The sequence below is a fragment of the Mucilaginibacter sp. P2_A4 genome, from assembly GCF_056405015.1.
The window spans coordinates 551321-573356 of sequence record NZ_JBFUCX010000002.1 but is presented as its reverse complement, the minus strand read 5'-3'; the positions used below and the strand labels follow the sequence as shown (position 1 = coordinate 573356).

Below are 22036 nucleotides of genomic sequence, written 5' to 3'. Positions count from 1 at the left end.
CCCGCATTTTATTGCGGGCTGAGGTAAATATTTGTTCGGAAAGATAATGATTACATGTTAATCATTAAAGCTTTACCCACATATTTAACTACTTTATCGGCCTTAGCTGTTACCTCAACATCAGATCCGTGTGCGCCTTTCACCATCACAATATTGAAAGTGCGGCTTTTCAGCATTCCCTGGAAACGACCTTTGGTATCTGATATCGTAAGCTTACGGGTTTTATCATTCCAGTTAAAGGTGAAGGTTGAAAACTGACCTTTTTCGTAGTTATAGTTATCGTTCTCATCCTCGTAAAACTTAAATGTTCCATCAGCTCCGGGATATATTCTTAGTTCGATATTATTGGCAGGTTTCTCGGTAGCATATTCCATATGTGGGCCCATCGGGATAATAGAGCCTGCTTTTACATATAATGGCAAAATTTCAATTGGGGCAGCGGCACTAATGGTTTGTCCGCCATCCAATACTTCGCCATTCCAAAAGTTGTACCATTTGGTGCCTGCCGGCAAATAAACCTGGCGGGCTTTGGCTTTTTTATCCGCATCGGCCGATGTATATAGCTGCTCGGTAACCGGGTTCACCATAAATGCATTACCAAACATGTATTGATCTGGTATGCTATAAACTTTTTCATCGTTCCTGAAATCGAAAGTCAGGGCGCGCATCATGGTATAGTTTTCTGTAGTTGTACGGCCAGCCAATGAGTAAATGTATGGCATCAGGCGGTAACGCAGTTTATCAAAATTAAGCAGTATGGCTTTGGTATCGGCATCCCAGTTTGAGCTAAACAAAGCGCGTTCGCCTTTGCCGTGGATCCGGAAGATAGGGCTAAAAGCACCAAACTGGAACCAACGGGTAAACAACTCGCGCTTATCCGGTTGCGACCAATCGGCAGCTTTCCAATGAAAGTGGTAACCGCCGATATCAGATGTCCAGTAAGCCAGGCCCGATGCACAGGCATTTATACCCTGTGGTACCTGGTTCTTGAAATCCTTAAACGTACATTCAATATCGCCCGACCATAAGGTTGAGGCATTACGCTGCTCACCGGCGAAAGATTGTCTTACCAAAAAGAATGCGCGCTTATTAGGGATATCCCTGCGCCATCCTTCATAAACACCCTTGGTATGTTGTAAAGAGTAAGTGTTAAAATAATCAATCCCCTTACCAATGCTGAAGTTACTCTGGCGGCGTGCATCCTGCAAAGCTCCATTGTCCGGCTCGCACTGGTCAATCCACCAGGCATCAAAACCATAGCGCTTCACGAGGCTATCGCGCGCCTGATCCCAGTAAAGCTCGCGGGCTTTTGGATTGTGGGCATCGTAATAGGTATCAAAAGTGTGGGTAACTACATTGTCCCAGGTAATATCTGTTAAGCCACCCATTTTTTCCAATGCATCATAATTTGGCGTGCCCTTGCCAAATACAGGCCATATAGATATCATGGCATGGATATTTGCCTGGTGCAATTCATCAACCATTTGTTGCGGATGTGGGTAACGCTCAGGTTTCATCACGTGCGAACCAATTGGCAAGGGATCCCAATAATACCAGTCCTGCACAATAACATCAACCGGAATATGGTTGTTGCGGTAATTGTCTTTTACGCCAATAATCTCTTTCTCGCTCATATACCTGTCCTGGGATTGGAAAAGGCCGAAAGCCCATTTACCAAACATCGGGGCGCGACCGCTTGCCGTACGATAAAGATCAATGATATGATCAAAAGTTGGTCCGTAAAAAAAGAGGTAATCAACTTGTTTACCGCTTTCAGATACATACTTAAATTTAGTATTATTTGCTTCGCCACCGTAAAAATTTGATGCTGAATAATTGTCCCAAAGCAAGCCATATCCTTTGGTTGATAGCAATACCGGGATAGCACCTGTAAGATATTTTATAAGCAACTCCTGGTTGCGGCCCTTATAATTGATGGATAAAGAATCAAGCGGGTGACAGCCTAAACCATATAATGCTTCGTTTTGTGGCGAAGTGAACTGTGTACTTACATTATAAGTGCTGATGCCGGCGATAGTTGCCGGGGTTATGGTTTTATTTTCAGTATCCTCACCGGTAATAAGTTCTCCTTTTAAAGTGGTATAGGTAATGGCATTGGTACCTTTATCTACCTTTATCTTTAATTTCGCTGTTGTAATAACTACCTCAGTTTTGGTTTCGGCAACCTGATAAGCAGTTGGCGTTTTCCAACTGTTAACTACCACCAGCGATGGCCTGGTTTCAAAGGCATCAAAAATGGTATACTTTACCTCAATAATGTCGGCCCTGCGTACAAGCACTTTCATCAAGCCTTTATCTAAGGAAAAGGTAACACCATCGGCCCCTTTTTTAAATGATTTAATGGTAGCATTTGCAGGGAGAGTTGCTATACCTCCTGCCAATAAAAACATCATCGCAATCGATTGTTTTATTCTTTTATTTAAGGCGGGTAATTGTTTAAACATACTGAACAGCAATAATTTGGTTTATAATAAGTGTAAGATTAACACCAGTTTTGAAAATGTGAATATAGTCACTTTTTTTTATTGGAGAAAAATATTTGTGTTGACGGATTTGGAGAATAAAAAAACCTCTTATTAATCCAAGGCTTAGCGAAGCATCCATTATAAAACCATGCACAACAAATATGCAGATCGGCAAGTAGATACTTCAATCAGCATGAAAGAAAGAAATAGGAGGATTATCGTTTTTGCAAACACCAGGTGGTCATGCACCGCAGGTTTTGCACATTGGTAGTTTTTATAGGTTCATAAAGCGTACCATTCAATTCACGTGTATAGTGCAACAGGGTATCCTCATTTACCAGGAAACGTTCGGAGCCATCGGGTAATAAGTAGCGCCTGTTACCTCTTGATACTACTAATTCTTCGATACCAATATCAGATGCCAGCCTTGCAAACAGGTAACCACCCGACTTTAACACCCGCCATAAAGAGCGTACCATACTATCAAAATGTTGCTCATCATGTGCAAAGTGCAGTACGGCGCTGCATATAACCAGGTCGAAAAAGTCATCGCCGTAAGGTAAAGCCTCCACCCCTGCAACGGTAAAATTATCTATAGAATTTTGGGGAGATAATAAAGTAGATAACTGTTTTATCCCATCAATAGCTGCCTCACTTTGATCAACCCCATATACTTTATATCCGTTCTGCAAAAAATACACCAGGTTGCGTCCGCCACCACATCCGGCATCGAGGATGGTTTTGCAGTTATCAAACCGCCCCTTTAATAACTGATCGAACAGATAAATATCAATATTGCCAAATGCTTGTTGGAGGTTGTTTTGCATGGTCGAAAATTAACGTTTTTTAATAAATCCCAGCGGGTTTTGTTGGTTAAAACCAGTGGCAATAAATGAAAATTAAATAGTACTATCCAAAACCAGCCACATTTACCTAACTTTAAATATGGCAACAGATATGTCTATCTTCATGCAATTTCTGCGCAGTATGCTGCTCCCCTTACCTGGAGTTACCGAGAAGATGTGTTTTGATGATCCTGCATTTTATGTAAATAATAAGATTTTCACCAATGTGAAACTAAAGAATGAACTGCTTGCCTTACACACCGTGGAACGTGAAAAGTGGATGGCAGTTGATCCGCATACATTTTTCATTACCGATCATTACCTTAACTACAAATACATGCTGATACGCCTTGAAACGGTATCGCCCGATGATCTTAAAACTTTGTTAATTACCGCCTACCTGGCACGCGCTACCAAAAAACTAATAAAAGAGTATGAGGCGTTAAGAACTAATGAGCGTAATTAAGCGGCCCTATCTAACTTGTTAGTAAAACGCGATACGGGTTTAAAAGTTAAAACAGCTACTTTTGTCTATCCAAGCCATTATATGACAAAACTATACCTCTCCCTTTTTCTTGTACTTACCCTCATTATAAATGCAAGCGCTCAAACCAAAAAAAACGCCCAAAAAGATAGTGTTACACACCTCGGCACGGTAACCGTACATGGTTATTTGAGCGAGCAACCTGTATTAAGTGTGCCCGCTTCAGTAAGTGTGCTTGGTTCGGCCCAGTTAAAGTTACAGCCCGATAATTCTTTCGTATCTGCTTTAAACACGGTGCCTGGTATAAGAGCAGAGGAGCGTTCGCCGGGCAGTTACCGTTTATCAATCAGGGGGAGTTTATTGCGATCTCCATTTGGGGTGAGGGATGTAAAAATCTATTTCGACGAGATTCCGCTTACAGATGCGGGAGGCAACTCTTATTTGAACGCTATTGATATTGGCAGCATAGGCAGTATCGAAATATTAAAAGGCCCCGATGGCAGCCTGTTTGGCGCTAACTCTGGCGGGGTGGTTTTATTAAGCCCCATAAACCGGTATAGTGATTCCAGCTATTTATCGGCAGGAGTAAATACGGGGAGTTATGGTTTGTTTCATGAAAAGGTAACGTTGCAAGTACACTCGGGTACCAATTTGTTTAACATCAACCAAAGTTTCCAAACCTATCATGGATACAGGCAAAACAGCGATACCCATCGTAATTATATCCAGCTTGCAGATAAATGGAACTATAGTGATAAGAACGAATTGCGGATTTTAGGCATCTACTCCAATCTTGCCTATGAAACACCCGGCGGATTAAACCTGGCTCAGTATACAGCCAATCCCCGCCAGGCCCGTTTGCCCACTCCTGCTTTCCCGGGGGCCATTCAGCAAAGAACGGGCATCAGTACCAAAATGTACCTGGGCGGCCTTACCAATGAATATCATTTTACCAACCGTATCAGAAACGTGATCTCTGTGTTTGGTAACCACGTTGATTTTGCCAACCCTGCCATCACCAATTTTGAGCAGCGGAGCGAAAACACCTACGGCCTGCGCACCTATTTTGAACTGGCAGGCGCACCTAAAGAAAACTTTAACTGGAAAGTAAACCTTGGGTTGGAGTGGCAGCAAACCAACTCCCGTATCAGCAATTATGGTAACAGGAAAGGTGCGAAAGATACTACTCAAACCAGCGATGATATTCACTCAAACCAGCATTTTATTTTTAGCCGTTACGCTGCTGATATTTTTAAACGCCTGCATGTGGAAGCCGCGTTGAGCTTAAATTGGTATGGTTACGATTTCAGGAACATTTACCCGCTTAACCAAAGCGGTTTTACCAATCGTAATTTTATTCCGCAACTAATGCCCAGGCTGGCTTTAAGCTACCAGGTTACCAATAACTTTATTTGGCGAACATCGGTAAGTCGCGGATACTCCACACCTACCATTGCAGAAGTAAGGCCGACTGATAACATCATCAACACTGCCCTGCAAGCACAAACAGGATGGAACTATGAAACAGGTTTCAGACTGCGTAATACTGATGAAACCATGTTGCTGGATGCCTCGGTATTTTACTACCGGCTAAACAACGCCATTGTACGCCGTATAAATGCTAATGAAACAGAACACTATATCAATACCGGTGGCACCAACCAGCCCGGTTTTGAACTGGCCTTTACAGATTGGTTGATTGCGCAGAACAATACCCATTTTATCCGTGGCCTGCAGTTTAATGAATCGTACACTTACAGTAAATTCACGTTCAGGGATTATAATGATGCCACTACAAACGCCAGCTATGCCGGTAACCGTTTAACCGGCGTACCAAGACATGTTTTTGTATCTGGCCTACAGGTTAAGTTCCCTGCTGATCTTTCCTTATTTGCACAACATAACTACACCTCAAAAATCCCGCTTAATGATGCCAACACAGTTTATGCCGGGCATTATAACCTGCTACAGGCAAAAATTAGCTGGCAACCAACTTTCGGCCGTAACAACCATTTAGAACTTTTTGCCGGTGCCGATAATATCCTGAATGAAAAATACAGTTTGGGTAATGACCTGAATGCTATTGGCAACCGGTATTATAATGCTTCGCCGTTGAGAAATTACTCGGTTGGGATGAATGTAAGGTTGTAGTGATTTCGGATTTAATTTCCCCGCCGCTCGTGTCTTCACAAGCGGCGTTTTTTTTTACCTGAACCGGGATTGATATGTTAGTCTGTTTTTTGGGGATTTGACATCATGATAAATCCGAAATCGAAAATCGCAACTCCGAAATCTAAATAATTCCCATCCTATTTGAATCGAGCTTAATAAGCACAAACAGGAGAATGGTAAAGCTTAACAGGGATGAGCCTCCGTAGCTGATAAACGGCAGCGGGATACCTATCACAGGAACCACGCCAATTGTCATACCGATATTGATCACAACGTGGAAAAACAACACTGATGCCACCCCGTAAGCATAGATTCGCGAAAATGGCGATCGCTGTCGCTCGGCAATAAAAATTACACGCAAAATTAAAAACAGGAACAGTCCTATTACCACAACAGAACCGGCAAAGCCCCACTCCTCACCTACGGTACAAAAAATAAAGTCGGTGCTTTGTTCTGGTACAAACGCGTATTTAGTTTGGGTGCCATGCAGATACCCCTTACCCCATAGTTTGCCCGAACCAATTGCTATTTTTGATTGATTTACATTATAGCCCTTACCCCGTAAATCAGTAGTAATACCCAACAGGATATTGATACGCTCGGTTTGGTGAGGTTTTAAAACGTGGCTATAAATAAATTTAACGCAAAAAATAAACGATATGGAAATGGCCAACCCTATCAGCATGGTAGTGATAAGCTTGCGGTTGCGTCTAAATAAAAAGATCACCAGGGCCGTAAATGCAACCAGCCCAATAATTATACTTATTGGATTAAACAAAAGCGCAACCACAAAAAGGGTGATCAGCAAACCCGAAACAGCCAGAAAATAAGGGGATAAACCTTCGCGGTATAACACAAATATAAGGGAGCAAAATACCAGCGTTGAGCCCGTATCTGGTTGCAGCATAATCAACACCATCGGCACGCCAATAATTGCCGCTGCAGCCATAAATGATTTTGGTTCGGTAACGCGAATATTAGGCCCACTCAGGTAACGAGCCAATAATAAACAGGTAGAAAACTTGGCAAACTCCGAGGGCTGCAGCCTGAAACCACCACCCATATTTATCCAGGCCTGGTTACCGCCCACATTTCTGCCTATTATTAAAACCAGGATAAGCAACAGCACCGTTATAGCGTAAAAAGCCGGAGAAAGCGCACTAAAAAAGCGACTCTCCAACAATAAAATAATCATACCCACCACTACAGCTACTATAATATAGATGAACTGCTTGCCATAGTTAGTTGCTCCGTCAATAATGCTTGGGTGCCTTTCATCAAACACGGCCGCGTGAATATTAAACCAGCCAATGGTGCAAAGTACCAGGTACAGAAACACCGTAACCCAATCAACGTTAAAAAAGAAACTGCGCTGGTTATTATTGTTATTCATATTATTTGCCAGTCCTCCCTGCGGCTAAAAAATTAACCCACACACCACGCTTATTATTGTTTGCCAGTTTATTCCGGGCCGCTTTTTTTATAGAATCGGCCTTAAATTTTTTAATCGAATCGGCTTTTGCGGTTCGGATACTATCGCGCCGACGCTCTTTCTTAAGGTCGAGCTCATAAAGACCAAGATCGGGCAGGCGATTGGCATTTGCAAAATAATCAACCGTAATTCCCGATTCGCGCGGAGTAATCTTTCCTTTTAAATATTTTTCCACCATAAAGCTGGCAATTGGCGCGGCCCAGTGTGCACCCTCGCCAGAATTTTCAACCACTACGGCTATAGCAATTTTAGGATTCTCGCGCGGGGCAAAAGCTACAAATACAGAGTTAGCCTCGCCACGCGGGTTTTGCGCGGTACCTGTCTTACCACACATAATAATATCGGGAATTTTTGATCTCCGCGCTGTACCACCCTCAACCACGGCTTGCATTCCATTAATAACAGGTTCAAAATATTGCGAATCGATACCAACATAATTCCTTTTGGTATACTCCGCCTTAATTACGTTTTCGGTACCGATGGCTTTAATTAAATGTGGCTTGTAAAAAAACCCATGATTGGCAATAGTACATTCCAGGTTAGCCATTTGTAAAGGCGTTGCCAACAACTCACCCTGGCCTATAGCTAAAGAAATGATAGTGCTGGCGCGCCAGGCACCTTTTTTATAAACGTTATCATAATGCAATGGAGTTGGAACGTTTCCGCGGCTTTCGGCTGGCATATCCAGGTCGAGCCGGGTGCCTAAACCGAATTTCATTACGTTGGCCCTCCATTTGGTAAATTCGGCTTCGGTATACTTTGTTCCGCTGCGTTCCAAAATGCGTTGAAATACCATCGAAAAATAACCATTACAGGATTCAGCTACTGCTTTGCCCATATTAACCGAACCATGGGCTTCACCGTTGTTACAAGGTACCAAGCGGTTACCAGCTCTATAGTGACCTGTACAATAGTAGGTTTCTGAAGGTGAAATAATATTTTCCTGCAAGGCTATCAAAGCACTTAATGGCTTAAATGAGGAACCCGGCGGATATTGCGCCTGTATTGGCCTGATGAAAAATGGCTTATACGGATCATTGTACATTTTGGCCGCATTGTTACCACGCTCGCGCCCCACCATCAAATTAGGATCGTAAGTCGGGCTGCTTACATAGGCCAGGATCTCGCCAGTTGAAGGTTCAATGGCTACAATACTGCCCAGTTTGTTCGTCATCAGTTTCTCGCCCAGTTTTTGCAGGTCAATATCTAACGATGAGGTAAGCCGCTCGCCTGTACGGGCAACGGTATCAAAAGCGCCATTGGCAAATGAGCCTTTTTGCGCCCCACGCGAATCAACCATCATGCTTTTAACACCACGCTGGCCGCGAAGCACATTTTCATAAGCTTTCTCGACACCTGTTTTACCAATATAATCACCCAGGCGGTAATATCCCCCCGAGAGTTTAATATCCCGGTCATACACCTCACCAATAAAACCTAAAAATTGTGCAGCTACAGAATCCGGGTAAGTACGCACCGTACGGGGTAATATGTAAAAGCCAACAAAATCTCCCATTTTCTCCTGCAGCGAAGCAAACAGCTCGGCTGGTACCTGCTTTTCAAAAGGAGAATCTTTATTGGGTGAATATTTTACGGCCTTGATCCATCGTTTATCAAAACCGGCTTTATCAATACCTACCATTCTACAAAACTCAAGGGTATCAAAAGGTTTCACCTCTTTTGGGTTAACCATGATATCGTAGATCGGCTCATTTTGAACAAGTACTTTACCGTTCCTGTCCAGTATAGGTCCACGGGCCGGGTATACAATAAAATTGCGGATAACATTTTTAGTGGCATAAAGAGCGTAGCGGTCGTCAACTATCTGGATATAGTAAAGCCTTGCAAGCAGCGTAAAAATTATAGCAATAAAAATACCTGTTACAACGTAGCGACGTTCAAAAAATTTATTCATTTACGTTCTTTCCTTTTGAAAAATAGAAGGCCAGAAATCAATATTAAAAACACAGTAGATATTGAACTCAAAACAACACGGCTTAGTGTGTACTGCACTGCAGAAATACTAAATACTTCGAGGTTTAGAAGGAAAAAATGATGGGATAAGGTAAGTATTAGCGCATATGTAAAAAACCACCTTAAGCCCATAATGCTCAGCGTAGGTTCGGGCTCATTATCAAAACCTTCTTTTTGCACGGTTATGTTTATAAAGAGTATACGTACCAGGGCAAGTACTACACATGCAGCCGCATGCAGCCCCGGAGTATCGTAAAAGGCATCTACAGTAAGTCCCAGTAGGAATGACAATGCAAACAGCAGCACATTTGGAATCTCAAACGGCAGCAGCAAAATAAACAGGATATAGAAGTAAGGTGTAACAAGATTATAAAAGGCAATGTTTTTAAGCAGGAATACCTGCATAAAAACCAAAACCAAAAAGCGGATAGTATTGATGATGATAGTACGGCCCATTATTTACTTTGTACGGCCTCCAGCCCGGTTTGTTCCTGTGCAAATTTGTTAACTACCACATATACATATTGCAGTTTTGCAAAATCAACCGATAAACCAATCTCAACGTTAAGCAATAAACCACCTTCCTTTGCATGAAGGTTTGTTATTTTACCAAACGGAATCCCGGTAGGGAAAAGAGAATACCCGGATGTAACTACGGGTTCGCCCAGTTTTGGCCTTGCATCGTTTTGCAGACTCAGCAACCCTCTATGCCGGTCGAGATTACTTACCCAGGTAAACGAACCGACGGCTTTATCATCTGCCAGCATGGCGCTAAACTGGCTTTTTGAATGCAGCAGCGATTTAACAATAGCAAAATGATCTGTAACATCGGCCACCATCCCTACAACACCTGCCCCGCAAATTACACCCATATCTTTTGCAATCCCGTCTTTACGGCCCCTGTTTATGGTAATATAATTATTTGATTGATTGGTTGAATTATTGATAACCCTGGCCACAAGGTAAGTGTATTGTTGCTTGTAAACAGTATCAACCACTTTATGCTTTTCAACTGTATCAACATAAAATGAGGTTTTAAGCATTCCCCTCAATTTGGCATTTTCACGTGCCAGGCTATCATTTTGCTCTTTTAAAGATAAATATCCTTTAAACTCACTTACCTGCGCAAATAAGCTACCGGTAACCTGGTTTTGCGAATTAATAAAAGTAGCTTTTTGAAAAGAGTTGTATTTAATGTAGATAAGCAGCGAGCTTACTTCAAAAATCAGGAATAAAAAAAACGCGTTATACTTAGTGATAAATATCAAGAGGTTACGCATTGCTTTTCAGATTGAAGATAGAATCAAGAACTAAGAATCAAGATTCAAGACAAAAAACAAACGCGGTTGTCTTGGTTCCTGACTCTTGATTCCTGACTCTAAAAACTATTGCATTAAAAATTTAAAATTACCTATGTTTTTAAGGGCGGTTCCGGTTCCGCGTACTACGGCGCGCAGCGGATCTTCGGCTACGTGAACCGGCAGCTTTGTTTTGGCTGCCACACGTTTATCAAGTCCGCGCAATAGGGCACCACCACCGGTTAAATAAATACCGGTTTGATAAATATCCGCCGAAAGTTCTGGCGGGGTAATTTCCAATGCTTTTAATATCGCTTCCTCGATCTTTGAAATCGATTTATCAAGACAATGCGCAATTTCGGTATATGATACCATGATCTGCTTTGGTACCCCGGTCATTAAATCGCGACCCTGTACAGCAAAATCAGCCGGTGGATCTGCAAGCTCAGGCAATGCGGCGCCAACTTCTATCTTGATTTTCTCGGCAGTACGATCACCAATCATGATGTTATGCTGACGACGGATATATTGAACGATATCAGAATCGAAGTTATCTCCCGCTACGCGGATAGACTGATCGCAAACAATACCTGATAAAGCGATAACCGCGATCTCGGTAGTACCACCACCAATATCGATGATCATGTTACCCATTGGCTCTTCCACATCAATACCAATACCTACCGCGGCAGCCATTGGCTCATGAATAAGATAAACCTCCTTAGCACCGGCAATCTCGGCCGAATCGCGCACAGCACGTTTCTCTACCTCGGTAATACCCGATGGAATACAGATTACCATACGTAATGAAGGGAAGAACCAGCCTTTACCCTGGTTAATCATTTTGATCATCCCGCGTATCATATGCTCGGCGGCGTTAAAGTCGGCTATTACACCATCTTTAAGCGGGCGAACGGTACGGATATTATCATGTGTTTTACCTTCCATTTGCATGGCCTGCCGACCAATGGCGATAACTTTATTAGTAGTCCTGTCGAATGCAACGATAGACGGTTCATCAACAACAACTTTGTCATTATGTATAATGAGGGTATTTGCGGTACCTAAATCAATAGCAATTTCTTGTGTAAAAAAGTTAAATAAACCCATCTAATGTTTCCTTGAAATAATCTGCAAAGTTAAATAATATAAGGGCACGAATTTCACGAATCCTTGCGTTGCCTACACAATTTTCACGAATTAATGCAGGTTGGTTATAATAACTCAAAAATTCCCTTATTCGTATCCCCACCCCTTTTATTTGTTACTTTTTACCCCTGCAGTTCGTGTAAATATCCTCTTGTGAAAATACGTTTTAATTAATGTAATTCTTGCCTTATTAATTCGTGAAATTCGAAATAATTAGTGCAATTCGTGTTTATCAAATTAATGTTTAAAATGACGTACTCCTGTGGTAACCATGGAGATGTTTTTTTCATCGCACATGGCTATTGATAGCTTGTCGTTTATTGATCCTCCTGGTTGCAATACCGCCGTTATACCTGCATCTGCAGCCAGTTCCACACAATCAGGGAACGGGAAAAATGCATCAGAGGCCATCACAGCACCATTCAAATCAAAACCAAAGCTGTGCGCTTTAATAACCGCATGCCTTAATGAATCAACCCGTGATGTTTGGCCAACACCGCTTGACATCAGCTGGTTGTTTTTAGCAAACACAATAGTGTTTGATTTGGTATGCTTTACCACTTTGTTGGCAAAGTACAGGTCTTTCATTTCCTGCTCGGTGGGTTTCCTGTTGGTAACCGGGTTCATTTGAGCCGGGCCTTCAATAACCGCATCCTTATCCTGCTCAATAACACCGTTCAGCAAAGTTTTAAATTGCTTGGCGGGTAGCTCAACAGGCTGACGAACCAGGATGATACGGTTCTTTTTCTCCTGTAATATTTGTACAGCCTCATCCGTATAAGCCGGGGCAATCAGTACTTCGTAAAATATCTTGCTGATCTCGGTAGCTGTAGCCGCGTCAATCTCGTCATTAGCGATGATAACACCACCAAAAGCCGAAACCGGGTCACATGCCAAAGCATCTATCCAGGCTTCTTTAATAAATGAACGGGAAGCAATACCGCAGGCATTGGTATGTTTTAATATAGCGATGGTTGGCTCGCCAGTGAACTCGTCGATCAAAGCAACCGCGGCGTCAACATCTACCAGGTTGTTGTATGATAATTCTTTACCATGCAGCTTATTGAACATGGCATCAAGGTTACCATAGAAAACACCTTTTTGATGCGGATTTTCGCCATACCGTAAAGTCTGGCTTTTTTGAATGCTCTGTTTAAAAAAAGGCAAAGGCTCTTCCTGGTTAAAATACTGAAAAATGGCAGTATCATAATGTGAAGTAATATTGAATGCTTTATGGGCAAATGACTTGCGCTGATCAATAGTGGTAACACCATCCTGTGTTTTCAGAATATCTTCAAGCGTACCGTAGTCATCTTTTGATGCAACGATCACTACATCTTTAAAATTTTTGGCACCTGCCCTGATCAGGGAAATACCACCGATATCGATCTTCTCGATCACATCTTCGGCACCCGCGCCAGATTGTACGGTTTCTTCAAAAGGATACAGGTCAACAATCACCAGGTCAATTTCCGGGATCTCAAATTCGGCCAGTTGCTGTTGGTCGCTATCAAAGCTTCTGCGCGCCAGAATACCACCAAACACCTTAGGATGCAAGGTTTTAACACGACCGCCCAATATAGATGGATATGAAGTAAGATCTTCAACAGGTATTACATTAACACCTAAATTGCGTATAAAAGTTTCGGTACCACCGGTTGAATATATATTAACACCAAGGCGATTTAACTCGTGGATTATAGGCTCTAAATTATCTTTGTAGTAAACAGAAATTAAAGCATTTTTTATTTGAACAGACTGGCTCATTTACAGTGATTTTTTGAGCCGCAAAGGTAGTGATATTTTTTATTAGTCGGAGAGTCAGAAAAGACCGAAAGTCAGAAAAGATCGAAAGTTTTTTTCTCCTGATTTTTTGAAGCAATCTTTTGATAGTCAACATTAAGTACCGGCTAATTTTTAAGCTTTACGATCGCATAAATTTCAATGAAACCTTGCAGCAATTCGTTTTATCCAATTCAAACTTTCCGACTCCCGGACTTTCCAACTTTCGGACTTTTCACAATAATTAACTACCTTCACCGCCCGAAATAGTACATAAATGAAATTATTAGAAGGAAAAACCGCACTTATCACCGGTGCATCAAAAGGAATAGGCCGTAAAATAGCCGAAAAGTTTGCCGAGCATGGCGCCAACGTAGCTTTTACCTATTTATCATCTGTAGAAAAAGGCCAGGCGCTTGAGCAGGAACTGCAAAGTTTTGGCACACAGGTTAAGGGCTACCGCTCTGATGCTTCCAAATTTGATGAAGCCGAAAAGTTGATCTCAGACATTATAGCCGATTTTGGCACCCTCCATATTGTAGTAAACAACGCCGGTATAACCAAAGATGGTTTGCTAATGCGCATGACCGAAGAGGCCTGGGATGATGTTTTAAACGTGAACCTGAAATCTATCTTCAACGTTACCAAAGCAGCGTCTAAAATCATGATGAAGAACCGCAATGGTGTGTTCATCAACATGAGCTCGGTTGTAGGTGTACAGGGTAATGCAGGCCAAGCCAATTATGCAGCTTCAAAAGCGGGCATCATCGGTTTCTCCAAATCAATGGCTAAAGAATTAGGCTCACGTAACATACGCACCAATGTGGTTGCGCCGGGTTTCATTAAAACCGAAATGACCGAAGTACTGGATCCTAAAGTTGTTGAAGGCTGGGCAGCAGCAATCCCGCTTAAACGCGCCGGCGAAGCTGAAGACGTAGCCAATGCATGTGTTTTCCTGGCATCAGATATGGCAACCTACATCACCGGGCAGGTTATTCCTGTTGATGGTGGAATGTTGTAGTAATTAAATCAAAAACAACACCAAAGTCATCCCGAACTTGTTTCGGGACCCCACAGGACAGGTAAGCCGCATGTTGCACACTTAGCATGTGGGATGCCGAAACAAGTTCGGCACGACTCATATTAAACAAGTAAGGCAAGCTAAAAGCTTGCCTTACTTGTTTAATATCCCCTACCTTAAAACTAATTCCAATCATTTCACAATAATTTCGCATTTTGCAGGTGAACGTAAAACGTATTGCGTACTACGTAAACTTATATGCAATTTTCACTAACATGGGGTTCGGTTTCAGGATGGTGGGTGCCTGCCTGTTTGGTATTGGGGGCACTGTACGCATGGTTACTTTACCGGCAACCGGTTAACCTGGGCAAGTATTTCAGATATGGGCTTTCGGCTATCCGTGCAGTGGTGGTATTTTTTGTCGCGATGCTGTTGGTTTCTCCATTGGTCAAGTCGACAAAATATGATCCTCAGAAACCATTGGTATTAGTTGCGCAGGATAATTCCTCATCCATCAACACATTTAAAGCTCCCGGCTTCAATGCTGATAAATTCATTGCCGATCTGGCTAAATTGAAACAGGAACTTGGCGACAAATACGATGTACAGGAATTTAATTTTGATAAAGACCTGAACAATGGCCTCTCCAATAAATTCAATGGTAAACAAACCGATATTGCGAATGCCCTGCGCCAGCTGAATAACAAATTTGTAAATCAAAACATAGGCGCTTTGGTTTTGGCTACCGACGGCGTATATAACCAGGGAGACGACCCGCAATACGAGGCCAAAAACATCAAGACCAGCATCTATTCCATTGCCCTGGGTGATACCACCGCCAAACGCGACCTGCTGATAGACAATGTAAACTATAACAAAACCGCTTTTTTAGGCAACGATTTTGAAGTGGAGGTTTTAACGGCAGCCTATCAAAGCAAAGGCGAAAACATGCGCCTAACCGTTAATGAAGACGGCAAACAGGTTTTCGCTCAAACCATTCCAGCAACCGGTGCTGATTTTAAAAAACTTGTCCCCATAAAATTAACCGCAGATAAGAAGGGGTTAAGAAAATTTACCATCAGCATAGCCCCCGTTAAAAACGAGCTATCTACCCAAAACAATACCGAAATTATTTATGTAGATGTGTTGGATGCCCGGCAAAAGGTATTGGCGCTTTACCAAAGTGCACACCCGGATATCACTGTTATTAAACAAGCTATAGAAACCAACAAAAACTTTGAAGTAAAAACTGTGCTGCTACCAGATATGGCAGGCGTTAAACTGGCAGATTATAGTTTAATAATCCTTTACCAGGTAAACGCAAGTAATATTGAACCGGTAAAAAACTTCATCGCCAAAAGCAAAATACCTGTTTGGTACATCATAGGTTCGCAAAGTAACCTGCCGGCTTTTAATGCCGAACAGAATATAGTAAAAATAAGCGCGGGCCGAAGCGAAACGCAAGAAGTTTATGCCCTGCCCGAAGCTGGTTTTACAGCATTTACCCTATCCGATTCGTCCCGTAAAAAAATTGCCACATTGCCGCCACTACTGGCACCCTTTGGCAGCTACGGAACATCAACGGGAACAAATATTTTGCTGCGACAAAAAATTGGAGCCGTTACTACCACCTATCCATTACTTGCATTTGGAGATGAAGCAGGCAGGCGCACAGCTGTGCTAAGCGGTGAAGGCATCTGGCGCTGGCAATTAGCCGAATATCAAAACTATGGCAACCGCAATGCTACAGACGAACTGTTGAGCCAAACCGTACAATACTTAACCGCCAACGCTAACCGCCAGCGCTTTAGGGTTTACCCGGCACGTAATGTATTTGATGAAGGTGAAAACGTAATCCTTAACGCCGAACTTTATAATGATGCTCTCGAACTCATCAATACCCCCGATGTTAAGATCGACCTGAAAAGCGGAACAAGCAAAAACTATAGTTTCCTGTTTAGTCGCAGCGGGCAAAGCTACCAACTGGATGCAGGCACCTTACCTGTTGGCGAATACACTTACAATGCATCAACCCAAAACGGCAAAAACCTATTTAAAGCCAGCGGACAGCTAACTATAAAGGCCCTTAACCTGGAAACCCGCCAAAGCGCCGCGAATCATCAACTGCTTAACGCGCTCGCTAAACAAAGTGGAGGCCAAATGCTGCAGCCATCACAAATAAATCAGCTTGCAGACCTTATCCGCAAGAATGACAATATCAAAACCGTTGTGTATGAAGACAAACATTACGCCGACATTATTGATGTAAAATGGTTGTTTGTGCTGATACTTCTATTACTAAGTGCGGAGTGGTTTTTAAGGAAGCGTGAAGGAGAGATTTAAGTTAGAATCAAGAGGTTAGAGTCAGGAATCAAGAAAAAAGAAGCAAAAAATAGCAATTCAAAAGCTTGGCCTTGTGCGATTCCCTCCCAACTGGAGGGTGCAGGGAGGGGTTTCTTAAAGCGGCATTCAAGTAAGCGCTACTGCTTTAATACTCCTAAGTCAAAAGTGTGATAAATATAAAAGCAGAGGCCTCGCGCGATTCCCTCCCAACGGGAGGGTGCAGGGAGGGGTTTCTTAAAGCGGCATAAAACAGCACTACCATGGCTAAAAAGATCATTCCATACAACCCAATTTTAAAAGCCCTTGCTCGCAAACTTCGTAAAAACATGACTGATGGCGAGCTATTATTATGGAATGACTTGAAAAACGATAAACTATTAGGATTCGATTTTGATCGTCAACGCTTTATCGATAATTATATAGTTGACTTTTACTGTAAGGATTTAATGCTGGCTATTGAAATTGATGGCATGTCGCACAATAATGAAGAGGCATTTGCCAAAGATGAAATAAGACAGCAAAAATTAGAAAGCTTTGGAATACAGTTTCTACGTTTTACAGAATCCGAAATGAAAAACGATATGGTTAACGTATTAAGAACTCTTGAGAGTAAAGTAATTGAAATTATCAGGGGGGATCTTTCTATTAAATTACCTAAGGGTTTTGACCTGGATTTATTAAAATAATAGCGTTTGCCTTAATGTTACAGAAACCCCTCCCTGCACCCTCCCGTTGGGAGGGAATCGCACGAGGCCTCTGCTTTTATTAATTTCATCACACTTTTGACCTTGATTTATTAAAATAATAGCATTTGCCTTAATGTTACAGAAACCCCTCCCTGCACCCTCCCGTTGGGAGGGAATCGCACGAGGCCCCTGCTCCTCATATTTTATCACAATTTTATCACAAAATATTTTATCACAAAAAAAGCGACAGGTTTAAACCCATCGCTATTAATTTCTTGATTCTAAACTCTTGATTCTATTTATCCGTTTTCTCCGGTACTACCAAATAAACATCCTCATTATCTTTTTTCATGAGATATTTTTCCCGGGCGAATTTTTCCAGTTGCTGTGGATTCGAGCTAAGCTCGTTTAGTTCTTTAGTTACCTGGTCGGTTTCTGCTTTATAAAAATCTCGTTCCTGCTTTAGTTTAGTTACCTGGTGGCGATACTCATACTGCGAGAACAGATCGTTCTTATCAAAAAATATCATCCACACTAAAAAAGCCAACGTAACCAAAAAGAATTTATTCTTAAAAAGGCTTATGAGGCGTTGCATTGATATGAGCTCTATGATTTTCATTTAAAGCTATTTATTTTTTTTGAAGGAAACAAATTTTTTAAGCTCAGTAGCGGGTAGCTGAACAAATTATTGGTTGATTAGGCTATTTAAGTCTAAAAAACTAACAACTTAACCTAATCAACCAATAACTCAATAACTTACCTCCTGCCCGAAGAACGGCTTGCACCACTCATACCGCTGCCACCTGAGCGACTTCCGCCGCCTGCCGGCCTGCCGCCGCCGCCACCTGATGGTTTACGTCCGCTTCCGCCCCGGCCGCTGTCGCGTTTAAAGCTGCCCGATCCTTTTTTGGATTGACCTGCCATTAAGGTTGCTGTCATGGCTACAGGGCTCATAGGGTATGGATGCTCTTCTTCAACAGGGATTTCCTTGGCTATAAGTTTATGAATATCCCTTAAAAACAGGATCTCCTCTTCATCGCAAAAAGATAGTGCTATGCCATTTGCACCCGCGCGGCCGGTACGGCCAATACGATGCACATAAGTTTCTGGAATGTTTGGTAACTCGTAGTTAATAACGTGGGTAAGCTCGTCAATATCAATACCGCGGGCGGCAATATCTGTAGCTATTAGTACACGTGTAGTACGGTTTTTAAAGTTGGTTAACGCCCGCTGACGCGCGTTTTGTGATTTGTTACCGTGAATAGCTTCGGCGGTTATACCAACCCGCACAAGATCTTTTACCACTTTATCGGCACCATGTTTGGTACGGGTAAAAACTAACGCGGTTTTAATTTCTTTGTCTTTTAATATATGGACCAACAATGATTTTTTATCGTTTTTCTGTACGTAAAACAATGACTGTTGTATGGTATCGGCAGTTGACGAAACCGGTGTAACCTCAACCTTTTCCGGATTGGTTAATATAGTATTAGCCAACGACTGGATCTCATTAGGCATTGTGGCCGAGAAAAACAGCGTTTGTCTTTTTGAAGGAACTTTGGCGATGATCTTTTTTACATCATTTACAAAACCCATATCCAACATACGGTCGGCCTCATCCAATATCAGCATTTTAACATGCTCAAGGTGTACAAAGCGTTGGTTCATTAAATCCAACAAACGGCCCGGAGTTGCTATCAATATATCAACACCACGACGTAAGGCATCAACCTGTGGATTTTGTGATACACCACCAAATATAACCAGGTTTTTCAGTCCGGTATTTTTACCGTAAGCAGTAAAGCTTTCGGCAATTTGTATGGCCAGCTCACGGGTTGGTGTTAAAACCAAAGCCTTGATGGTTTTTTGCTCTTTATGAGCCATCCTGTCCTGGTACAACAACTGTAAAGTAGGTAGTGCAAATGCAGCCGTTTTACCGGTACCTGTTTGCGCGCATCCCAACAGGTCGCGATGGTTTAGTACAATAGGAATAGCTTGCGCTTGTATTGGAGTTGGGGTTGTATATCCCTCAGTTTTTAAGGCCTTGAGGAGAGGCTCAATCAATTTTAAATTTTCGAATGACATGATTCTTTAAATGTGCAGATGTGCAAATTTCAGATGTGCAGATGTGCTGGTAATATTATAGATTGCTAATGTCCTCATGTTTTAATTAAGGCATTAAATTTCTGCAAAGATACAGTTTTAATCTTAGATAATATTGGCTGTGCAAATATGCAGATTCCTGATTACAAAGTGCAGATGATTGATTGAAAATTCGAATACTATAATACCAATTCTTTTTTGTGTGGTGAGTTAAAAAATTCCACAAAAAATATTATGGATTAATAGCCACCGCCAAAAATCTAACCACAGGAGGTTTGTAGTAGCCGTCGCTTTGTTAAAAGCCTCATTTAACATCTTTTAACAGCGATGTATTAAAATCCAGCCTACTTTAGCTAAATGAAACCTAACCTATTTCTCACAATCACGTTTTTTACTTTCCCCTTTGTGAGCTATGCGCAAAAAAGCTTTAATGTTACTATTAAGTTAGATAGCAGTATCAACCCGCAAAACGTACGCTATCAATATTATGATGGTAAAAACACCACATTTGTACCCGATACTTTTAGCAATAAAAGAGTGATTGTATTAAAAGACAAATTCTATTCGCCTTTTACGTCTATCAACATCAGCTACACCGACTCTGCAAAGGCGTTTTTTGATAATGACTTTTTTATAAACGACATGCCGGCAACTATTAGCTTTTATTCTAAGCCTAATAAGGGAAATAAATTAGTTTACACCTCTATTAAAAATGCCGTCCCCATTTATGACACTGCCGCCAATAAAACCTGGGCCAAAATGGTTGTTTTTATGACCGACACCACCGTAACCAAACAAAATGAAGCATTCGACCTTTTTTTAACACAGCATAGTGGCTTTATAAAAAATGATTCGCTCACCCGGGTTTTCAATACATTTTACAAGGCGCGTTTAAATAGGAGTATGCTGTTTTTAAAGCAATATCCCGATGATTACTTTTCATTTTGGTATTTTATTCAGCAGGTGGCACAACTTAGTGGCGCTTTAAGTAGAGATACCGCCTATTTGAAAGAGCAATTAGCCTATTTAAAGACTGTGTTCCCTGCCAAATACACCGACAGCATAGCCGGGAAGGCATTAATTAAGGCCTATGAGGCTAAAATACAACCATCAGTATTAAAACTAAATGAAGCCGTGCCGCCATTTACCATTACAACCATTGAGGGTAAAAAGATCAGCCTTAATCAATTAAAAGGGAAATATGTTCTGCTTGATTTTTGGGCAACATGGTGCCCACCCTGTCTGGCCGACATGCCTTTTATTAAGGAAATCAGGAAAAAATATCCACTGGAAAAACTGGTAATTATCGGTGTTAGCTTGGATCATGATTCAAAAAAGTTAGAAGCCTTTGTAAAAAACTAAAAGATGAACTGGTCGCATTTTTATGATCGGAATGAGGAAATTAGCCCGCTTTACAGCATTGAAGCAATCCCTACGCTAATTTTAATAGACAAAGAAGGAAGGATGATTTATAAAAGTGATCTTGTACAAAGTGACAAGGACAAGTTGCCAGGAGTGCTTGAAGGTTTGAATTGAGGAAATAGTTTTGATTTGCGTGACGTTTTTTTCAGTCTCTCTTTTGAGAACTACTATGTGACCATATATCTGATATAAAGAAGTTGCCATTTCGAAATGGCAATCACTCTACCTAAACCGTAACCGGTTTCTCGTCCGAAGCCTGTTTCTTCTCATCACGCTCACGTAAATAAGCGTTTAACAGTAATATACCTACTCCAATCATGATGGCTACATCGGCTACGTTAAATATGCCTGTTTCAAAAATGCCGAAATTCATGTGTACAAAATCGGTTACGCTTCCATAAACAGCCCTGTCATACAGGTTGCCCATACCACCGGCCAAAATTGTTATAATGCCAACCTGGTTGAGCAGGTGCAGATTAGGTTTTATTAATACGTAAAGTAAGCCCCAAACAAGCGCTACCGCGGGTAAAAGGTTGAGAATTATAAAACGCCACGGATTTTGCAGAGAAGTACCCAGGCTTAAAAACGCGCCGGTATTTTCAACCCTGGTAATGGTTAAAAAATCCTTTATAACGGTGATCATGATAGAAAAATGGATATGATCCCTAACATATATTTTTGTAACCCTGTCAAAACCAATAACGAAAGCTAAAAGCAACAATAAACCCAATCCGCGCGAAATCCTTTTCTTATTCATCAAAATTCAATTACTGGTATTA

At 41.7% G+C, this 22036-nt stretch carries 18 protein-coding genes; 7 read left to right on the top strand and 11 right to left on the bottom strand.

Annotated features, from left to right (window positions below; all coding sequences use genetic code 11):
• Positions 1 to 50 precede the first annotated feature (50 nt).
• Positions 51 to 2465, bottom strand: coding sequence for a glycoside hydrolase family 31 protein (locus AC1DYB_RS06545; protein WP_477433405.1), 2415 nt, complete (start codon positions 2463 to 2465; stop codon positions 51 to 53).
• 236 nt (positions 2466 to 2701) lie between these two features.
• Positions 2702 to 3313, bottom strand: coding sequence for a class I SAM-dependent methyltransferase (locus tag AC1DYB_RS06540; RefSeq protein WP_477433403.1), 612 nt, complete (start codon positions 3311 to 3313; stop codon positions 2702 to 2704).
• A gap of 118 nt (positions 3314 to 3431) precedes the next feature.
• On the opposite strand from AC1DYB_RS06540, the gene AC1DYB_RS06535 reads away from it, so the two are divergent.
• Together AC1DYB_RS06535 and AC1DYB_RS06530 are read left to right on the top strand one after the other, a co-directional pair.
• The gene (locus AC1DYB_RS06535) at positions 3432 to 3797 is read left to right on the top strand and encodes an MmcQ/YjbR family DNA-binding protein (RefSeq protein ID WP_477395849.1); all 366 of its coding nucleotides are present in this window, start codon (positions 3432 to 3434) and stop codon (positions 3795 to 3797) included.
• A gap of 81 nt (positions 3798 to 3878) precedes the next feature.
• Complete coding sequence (locus AC1DYB_RS06530) at positions 3879 to 5966, top strand: TonB-dependent receptor (RefSeq protein WP_477433400.1); 2088 nt, start codon at positions 3879 to 3881, stop codon at positions 5964 to 5966.
• A 142-nt stretch (positions 5967 to 6108) separates the two neighbouring features.
• On the opposite strand, the gene rodA is transcribed toward AC1DYB_RS06530, so the two are convergent.
• The 6 genes from rodA to purH form a co-directional block, all read right to left on the bottom strand.
• Entirely contained in the window at positions 6109 to 7380 is a 1272-nt protein-coding gene (rodA, locus tag AC1DYB_RS06525; RefSeq protein WP_295718414.1) for a rod shape-determining protein RodA, read from the bottom strand.
• A gap of 1 nt (position 7381) precedes the next feature.
• Positions 7382 to 9394 (bottom strand): penicillin-binding protein 2, encoded by a 2013-nt coding sequence (gene mrdA, locus AC1DYB_RS06520; RefSeq protein WP_477433398.1) that lies wholly within the window; start codon positions 9392 to 9394, stop codon positions 7382 to 7384.
• The gene (locus AC1DYB_RS06515; RefSeq protein WP_295718409.1) at positions 9391 to 9909 is read right to left on the bottom strand and encodes a rod shape-determining protein MreD; all 519 of its coding nucleotides are present in this window, start codon (positions 9907 to 9909) and stop codon (positions 9391 to 9393) included. Before AC1DYB_RS06515 ends, mrdA begins: the two co-directional genes overlap by 4 nt.
• A complete protein-coding gene (mreC, locus tag AC1DYB_RS06510) occupies positions 9909 to 10733 on the bottom strand; it encodes a rod shape-determining protein MreC (protein WP_295718408.1) in 825 nt (274 codons plus the stop codon). The genes AC1DYB_RS06515 and mreC overlap by 1 nt, the downstream gene beginning before the upstream one ends.
• Before the next feature lie 105 nt (positions 10734 to 10838).
• Positions 10839 to 11861 carry a rod shape-determining protein gene (locus tag AC1DYB_RS06505; protein WP_090651245.1) on the bottom strand — a complete coding sequence of 341 codons (1023 nt, stop codon included), beginning with the start codon at positions 11859 to 11861 and terminating at the stop codon, positions 10839 to 10841.
• Between the two features lie 276 nt (positions 11862 to 12137).
• Positions 12138 to 13667: a bifunctional phosphoribosylaminoimidazolecarboxamide formyltransferase/IMP cyclohydrolase gene (purH, locus tag AC1DYB_RS06500; protein WP_477433396.1), complete on the bottom strand. Its 1530-nt coding sequence runs from the start codon at positions 13665 to 13667 to the stop codon at positions 12138 to 12140.
• A gap of 292 nt (positions 13668 to 13959) precedes the next feature.
• On the opposite strand from purH, the gene fabG reads away from it, so the two are divergent.
• The 3 genes from fabG to AC1DYB_RS06485 all read left to right on the top strand — a co-directional run bounded on the left by fabG (position 13960) and on the right by AC1DYB_RS06485 (position 17732).
• Complete coding sequence (fabG, locus tag AC1DYB_RS06495; RefSeq protein ID WP_295718403.1) at positions 13960 to 14703, top strand: 3-oxoacyl-[acyl-carrier-protein] reductase; 744 nt, start codon at positions 13960 to 13962, stop codon at positions 14701 to 14703.
• 258 nt (positions 14704 to 14961) lie between these two features.
• On the top strand, positions 14962 to 17046 hold the full coding sequence (locus AC1DYB_RS06490) for a hypothetical protein (RefSeq protein WP_477433394.1): 2085 nt from the start codon (positions 14962 to 14964) through the stop codon (positions 17044 to 17046).
• Positions 17047 to 17306: 260 nt separating this feature from the next.
• The gene (locus AC1DYB_RS06485) at positions 17307 to 17732 is read left to right on the top strand and encodes an endonuclease domain-containing protein (RefSeq protein WP_477433392.1); all 426 of its coding nucleotides are present in this window, start codon (positions 17307 to 17309) and stop codon (positions 17730 to 17732) included.
• A gap of 295 nt (positions 17733 to 18027) precedes the next feature.
• On the opposite strand, the gene AC1DYB_RS06480 is transcribed toward AC1DYB_RS06485, so the two are convergent.
• Both AC1DYB_RS06480 and AC1DYB_RS06475 read right to left on the bottom strand, forming a co-directional pair.
• Entirely contained in the window at positions 18028 to 18327 is a 300-nt protein-coding gene (locus AC1DYB_RS06480) for an FtsB family cell division protein (RefSeq protein ID WP_477433390.1), read from the bottom strand.
• Between the two features lie 161 nt (positions 18328 to 18488).
• The gene (locus AC1DYB_RS06475; protein ID WP_477433388.1) at positions 18489 to 19817 is read right to left on the bottom strand and encodes a DEAD/DEAH box helicase; all 1329 of its coding nucleotides are present in this window, start codon (positions 19815 to 19817) and stop codon (positions 18489 to 18491) included.
• A gap of 375 nt (positions 19818 to 20192) precedes the next feature.
• Here AC1DYB_RS06475 and AC1DYB_RS06470 point away from each other — a divergent pair, with 375 nt between their 5' ends.
• On the top strand, positions 20193 to 21197 hold the full coding sequence (locus AC1DYB_RS06470) for a TlpA family protein disulfide reductase (RefSeq protein ID WP_477433386.1): 1005 nt from the start codon (positions 20193 to 20195) through the stop codon (positions 21195 to 21197).
• Between the two features lie 3 nt (positions 21198 to 21200).
• Positions 21201 to 21371: a TlpA family protein disulfide reductase gene (locus AC1DYB_RS06465; protein WP_477433384.1), complete on the top strand. Its 171-nt coding sequence runs from the start codon at positions 21201 to 21203 to the stop codon at positions 21369 to 21371.
• 112 nt (positions 21372 to 21483) lie between these two features.
• On the opposite strand, the gene lspA is transcribed toward AC1DYB_RS06465, so the two are convergent.
• The gene (lspA, locus tag AC1DYB_RS06460; RefSeq protein ID WP_477433382.1) at positions 21484 to 22014 is read right to left on the bottom strand and encodes a signal peptidase II; all 531 of its coding nucleotides are present in this window, start codon (positions 22012 to 22014) and stop codon (positions 21484 to 21486) included.
• Positions 22015 to 22036: the final 22 nt, after the last annotated feature.